The sequence below is a fragment of the Maribacter sp. genome (assembly GCF_049667165.1).
Taxonomy (GTDB): domain Bacteria; phylum Bacteroidota; class Bacteroidia; order Flavobacteriales; family Flavobacteriaceae; genus Maribacter_A.
In genome coordinates this window covers 1-5,478 of record NZ_JBATHS010000198.1, presented here as the reverse complement: position 1 = coordinate 5,478, position 5,478 = coordinate 1, and the positions used below count along the sequence as shown (strand labels likewise).

The following is a 5,478-nucleotide window of genomic DNA, read 5'->3' as shown; positions in this document are numbered from 1 at the left end:
GACAATGGGATTGATGAAAATCCGGAACAAACCCAAACGGGAATGGTCAAGGGCACGGTAAAAGACGAAAATGGAAATCCGTATCCGAACACTGGGATAACATTTTCAAAAGGATCTGAAATAATTGAAATGGTTTCGAATGCGTCCGGGAATTTTGAAAGCAAGACCAAAGGTATTGGCAATTACAGTGCTACTCTATCACCACCTTTGTCAACAGAGGTGGTAACGAACATTCCTGTTACAGTAAATGTTCCGGCCAATCAGACGGCAACGGTAGATTTCGAGATTAAACCGATACCTATAGAAGCCCATTTAAACTTTGGGACTGTGCAATTGCTTGAAGAAATCGTTGATTTGAACGGGAATACGCCAACAGACCCCAATGAACCTTTATTTGCAAAAAACAACTTTGATGACCCTATCGGTAAGCTAACTGAAATCATGGCTCCGGATGGGCATCAGGTAACTTTGTCCGAATTTCAAAACGCAGCGGGCATTATGACCGTGCATTGCAATGGCAATGCTTCTACTATAGTAATTGCTTTGGAGGGGATGATTCCCAATGGCACTTACACCTTTTGGTTGGCATATCTTAACAAGACCAAGAAAGTTGGGGAGCAGATAGATTTTGCCAATGATTTTGTCAACTTCAACAACCCTCCAATAGGTTCGCCCAACGGTACCGAGAATATTGCGGTTGCTGACGCCAATGGAACCATTAACATTACCCTTGAACACGGGTCGTGTATTCTTACAGATGAGGTTGCCCTTGTAATTCCAGTACTATACCACATCAATGGACAAACTTTTGGGGGCGGTCATGTACCCGATGCGGAAGAAATGGTGCATATGTTGGTATATTTTCAATAGGGTTTATAGAAATAAAAGTTCCTTCATTTTAAATAAGAACACTTAAAAATTCAAAAATCATGGAATCAATTAACAAAAGTAAAATCAGCATTAGGAAAGTTTTAAGTATCTCGGTGATAGTGATGGTAGCCACGATGGGCTGCAGTAAGAGTGATGATGATACTAGTCCCTCCATTATAGCAATGGAACAAACATTCACAGTTAATGGTATTAATAATTGTAACACTTCAAGTGGCCAGGGAAGTACGCTGGTCTTCGATATACCTTATACTACATCTAACAGTAGTAAGATCAATAAGCTGAAAATAAAAACCACTGTATCAGACGGCGGGTCAGATAATGCAACAAATACACAGTTTACTGATAAAAACGGCACAATTTCGTGGGCCACTTGTTTTCGATATGGATCTCAAGATTGGGTTGAATTTGAAGTTATTCTAGAAGCTCAAGACGGCTCAAAAAGCAATCCATCCAAAGTAAAGGTAAACAAACCTAGCGGCGCCAATTAGAAAGATAATTGTTTGAGTTAGTTTAATTGAGATAAAAGCGATGGTGATTATCGCTAAAACAGAAAAGATAACACCATTGCTTTTATACACTGCTGGGTAACCACATTAATGACAAGTATTTAGTTAAAAAATACATCTAAAAATTTAAATCATGAGAACTAAAAGGGAAAATCGCAGATTGTCCCGTCTTTTCGGAAAATACCAAGAAAATAATAATAATCTGGTGCGCAAAATATTAATTCTAGGAATTGGCCTGATCATTTTCGGACTTTCGACCCAACAGGCACAGGATTTTAAGTTTGGAGCAAAAGTGGGGGTCAACTTCGCCACCGATACAGGTGATGGTGAATTTGATACAGGAGTAACAGCAAGGACTGGGATACTTCTTGGCGGAGTCGCTCAGTTGGGCATTCATGAAAAAGTTGCCCTACAAGGTGACCTTTTGTATTCAAGGCAAGGCTTCAAGAATAAAGTGACCCATACCTGGATTATATAAATCTTCCTATTATCATCAATTATTTTGTCATTAAAGGTTTGCGTATTCAAACTGGCCCTCAGTTTGGGTTTAATATCAATGATTCCTTTGTAGATGGATCTGAGTCTGGCACTCTTGATGCAAAAGGACTAGATTTGGGGATTGTTTTTGGAGCCCAATATGAATTTCCAATGGGTCTTTTTGTTCAAAGTAGATATCAACTGGGCCAGACGGTTTTTAGATTATAATACCCCGTCCAAGCACGCTGTGCTATCATTATCAGTAGGCTATTTCTTCAATTAGAAATCATACTAATTAATGGCACCGCTATATTGATGGAAGACTTTAGATTTGCCTAAGAATTACTCCCTACCTTTATTCTTTATAATTTTGAAGAATGAAAATCCTAATCGCAGAAGATGAAATTGAACTGCAAAAATCAATTGCGACCTATTTAGGGATTGATGGGAATATCTGTGAAACGGCCTCTGACTTCAATGAGGCGATGTACAAGGTAGATCTGTACGAGTACGATATGCTGATTTTGGACCTCAATCTTCTCACAGGTAGTGGCTTGGATGTTCTTAAGGAACTCAAAAAAAACCATAAGGAAACGGCCACCATTATCATTTCCGCCAATAATTCCTTAGACGATAAGTTGGAAGGGCTGGACCTAGGCGCTGATGATTATCTGACCAAACCCTTTCATTTAGCGGAATTGAACTCACGCATCAAGGCGGTTTTAAGGCGTGGTAAATTTGGGGGCGATGAATCTATTTCCTTTAACGAAATACGTATCGACACCCGTACAAAAACGGCTTATAGTGACAACAAAACACTGTCCCTTACCCGAAAGGAGTATGATTTATTGCTTTTTTTCATGACCAATAAGGGTAGGGTACTCTCAAAGGAAATCATTGCGGAACATCTTTGGGGAGACAGCTGGGATATGGTAGACAACTTTGATTTCATCTATGTGCACATCAACAACCTACGTAAAAAATTGGCCGATGCCGGGGCCAAGTACATCAAGACCGCGTATGGTAGCGGCTATCGATTTATGGAAGATTAACTTATGAAGGCAGGTACTAAAAAAATACCCTTGATTCGGAAAACATCCAAAACATTTCTTTGGATCAGTTTTGTGTTGCTATTGGTCAGTACCATTGCCCTTTATTTTTACGTAAGGAACCTATTGCGGACAGAAGTGGAAGAAGAGCTCTTTTCTACCGAGGCCCGCATCGAAAGCATGCTTTTGGAAAATAGGCCGATGTATCAACTACCACCTATTGTAGCAATAGAAAATGTTGAGGTTCTGGGTATTGAACGATTAAAGGACACCCTGATTTTCGATCCCTCACAAAACGAAATGGAGGAGTTTCGGGAACTCACGACCTATTCCAATATCAATGGCAGAAAGTATCAAATCACCGTTCGCGCTTTGATCGTTGAATCAGAGGATATTCTGATAGCAGTCGTTATTTCATACCTCATCATCATTGCTTTGGTATTTCTATTTCTATTTTATCTCAATAAGGCTGGGAACAAAAGTCTTTGGAATCCATTTTTTAGGAATTTGGAGGAAATGAAAAATTTTTCCTTGACTTCTGAAAAACCTATTGAATTACTTCAAAGCGATGTGTTGGAATTTGATGAATTGAATACCGAAATAAGGACCCTTACCGAAAAGGTGCGTTCCGATTATAAAAACCTCAAACAATATACCGAGGATGTTTCACATGAAATGCAAACGCCCCTGGCCCTTATTCAGGCAAAAATAGAGAACATTATCAATGACTCGGATCTTAGCGATAGCCAATATGAACATGTGACAAGCATTCAGAAAGATATATATCGCCTGACCCAAATGAACAAACGGTTGACGCTTTTGACCAAAATAGAGAATCAACAATTTGTAAATCCGGAAGTCCTTGATCTTCGTAACGTCGTCGAAAAACGTATTGCCAATTTCAATGAGCTTTTCCCTGATAAAATCGAATTTGATGCGACAAATACAGTGAAAGTGAAAATGGATCGTTATTTGGCTGACGTGCTTTGTGATAATCTGATTTCCAATGCCATAAAATATAGTTCAGCTAAGAAGTCCATAGGAATTTCCATAAAAGACAAAACTTTGACGGTCTTCAACGAAGGAGGGGATCCCCTTCGGCATCCAGAAAAATTATTCACCCGTTTTTATCGGGAAACCGCTCAAACCAAGTCTACGGGATTAGGGCTGGCGATTGTACAAAAGATATGTGACTTGTATGGGTATCGACCATCTTATGCTTATGTAGACCAGAGACATGTTTTCAATATTGATTTCAACTAGGTTTTATTTATCGGGTTGCCTTTAAGTTCTCTTTAGATTCTTGCCGTATTTTAGTGCAAAATTGCGCCTCTATGCTTAAGAAGCTGTTGCTCCCCTATGTATTATTTTCTTTTTTTGGTCTAGCCCATTCCCAAGACCAAATATCGGTTTCCGGACAATTATTGGATGCCCGTACCCAAGAAGCCCTGCCTTTCGCCAATGTCTCGGTACATGATTTTAAGAACAATTCATTATTGACCGGTGCTATTACAGATGATAACGGTAGGTTTGAAATCGATGGGCTTCCCCTTGGAAAATATAGGCTGTATTTCTCGTTTATTGGTTATATAACGACCGAACAAACCTTGGTTGCCGGTGGATTGAACACCATTTTTGATCTGGGTAAAATTCCGTTGGAGCCAAGCACGGAAAATCTGGAGGAAGTGGAAGTAATCGGTAAACAAACAACCACTAATAGCGACCTGAATAAAAAAACCTTCAACTTGGCCGATAACATTGCCCAATCAGGGGGTTCCGTGCTAGATGCCATGAAAACCATGCCAGGGGTTACCTTTGATCAAGAGGGTAAAGTGGTGCTTAGGGGAAGCGATAAGGTGGTCATCTTGATCGATGGCAAGCAAAGTAGCCTTACGGGGTTCGGAAATCAGATAGGGCTGGCGAATATTCCAGCTTCCAATATTGAAAAAATCGAGATTATCAATAACCCTTCTGCCAAGTACGATGCCAATGGTTTTGCGGGGATTGTCAACATCATCTATAAAAAAGAAAAGCAGACAGGACTAAACGGGGATATCGGTCTATCCTTTGGCTTAGGGGCATTGGGAAAACGCAAACCGGATACCCGAACCGATTTGGGAAGTTTTTCTTTCAACCCTAAATTGATTCCTAGCGTCAACCTAAATTATAAAACAGGAAAATTGAACTTCTTTCTGCAATCGGAATTCATTGCACAAGAGGCTTTGCCAAATAACGAATTCACGACCCGGAACTATGACGATGGTAGCAATATCATTTCCCAAGTCCCTGAAAACCGCAAACAGTTCCGTTCGATCATCAATGGAGGTGTCGATTATGACCTTGATGATAACAACAGCTTTACTTTTTCAGGCCTTTACGATAGGGAAAAACATATCGATACGGCACAGGTCGCTTTTATCGATTTGAACACAAATACCCGTAACCGCTTTTACAATTGGGAGGAAGAAGAACTTACACGATACATCAATGCGGCGGTTAACTACCGGCATAAATTTAAACAGACGGGGCATACCTTGAGTGCCAATGCACAATAT

At 40.0% G+C, this 5,478-nt stretch carries 7 protein-coding genes; all 7 read left to right on the top strand.

Annotated features, from left to right (window positions below; translation table 11 throughout):
* Positions 1-870, top strand: an 870-nt coding sequence (locus WBM98_RS10035) for an Ig-like domain-containing protein (RefSeq protein WP_424365887.1), incomplete at its 5' end; no start/stop codon positions are given.
* 59 nt (positions 871-929) lie between these two features.
* Positions 930-1,379 (top strand): hypothetical protein, encoded by a 450-nt coding sequence (locus tag WBM98_RS10030; protein ID WP_424365886.1) that lies wholly within the window; start codon positions 930-932, stop codon positions 1,377-1,379.
* 151 nt (positions 1,380-1,530) lie between these two features.
* The gene (locus tag WBM98_RS10025; RefSeq protein WP_424365885.1) at positions 1,531-1,875 is read left to right on the top strand and encodes a hypothetical protein; all 345 of its coding nucleotides are present in this window, start codon (positions 1,531-1,533) and stop codon (positions 1,873-1,875) included.
* A 38-nt stretch (positions 1,876-1,913) separates the two neighbouring features.
* Positions 1,914-2,102, top strand: a complete 189-nt coding sequence (locus tag WBM98_RS10020; protein WP_424365884.1) for a hypothetical protein — start codon at positions 1,914-1,916, stop codon at positions 2,100-2,102.
* Between the two features lie 149 nt (positions 2,103-2,251).
* The gene (locus WBM98_RS10015; RefSeq protein ID WP_424365883.1) at positions 2,252-2,926 is read left to right on the top strand and encodes a response regulator transcription factor; all 675 of its coding nucleotides are present in this window, start codon (positions 2,252-2,254) and stop codon (positions 2,924-2,926) included.
* Between the two features lie 30 nt (positions 2,927-2,956).
* Complete coding sequence (locus WBM98_RS10010; protein ID WP_424365882.1) at positions 2,957-4,186, top strand: sensor histidine kinase; 1,230 nt, start codon at positions 2,957-2,959, stop codon at positions 4,184-4,186.
* A gap of 71 nt (positions 4,187-4,257) precedes the next feature.
* The coding region (locus WBM98_RS10005; RefSeq protein WP_424365881.1) for a TonB-dependent receptor at positions 4,258-5,478 on the top strand (1,221 nt) is incomplete at its 3' end.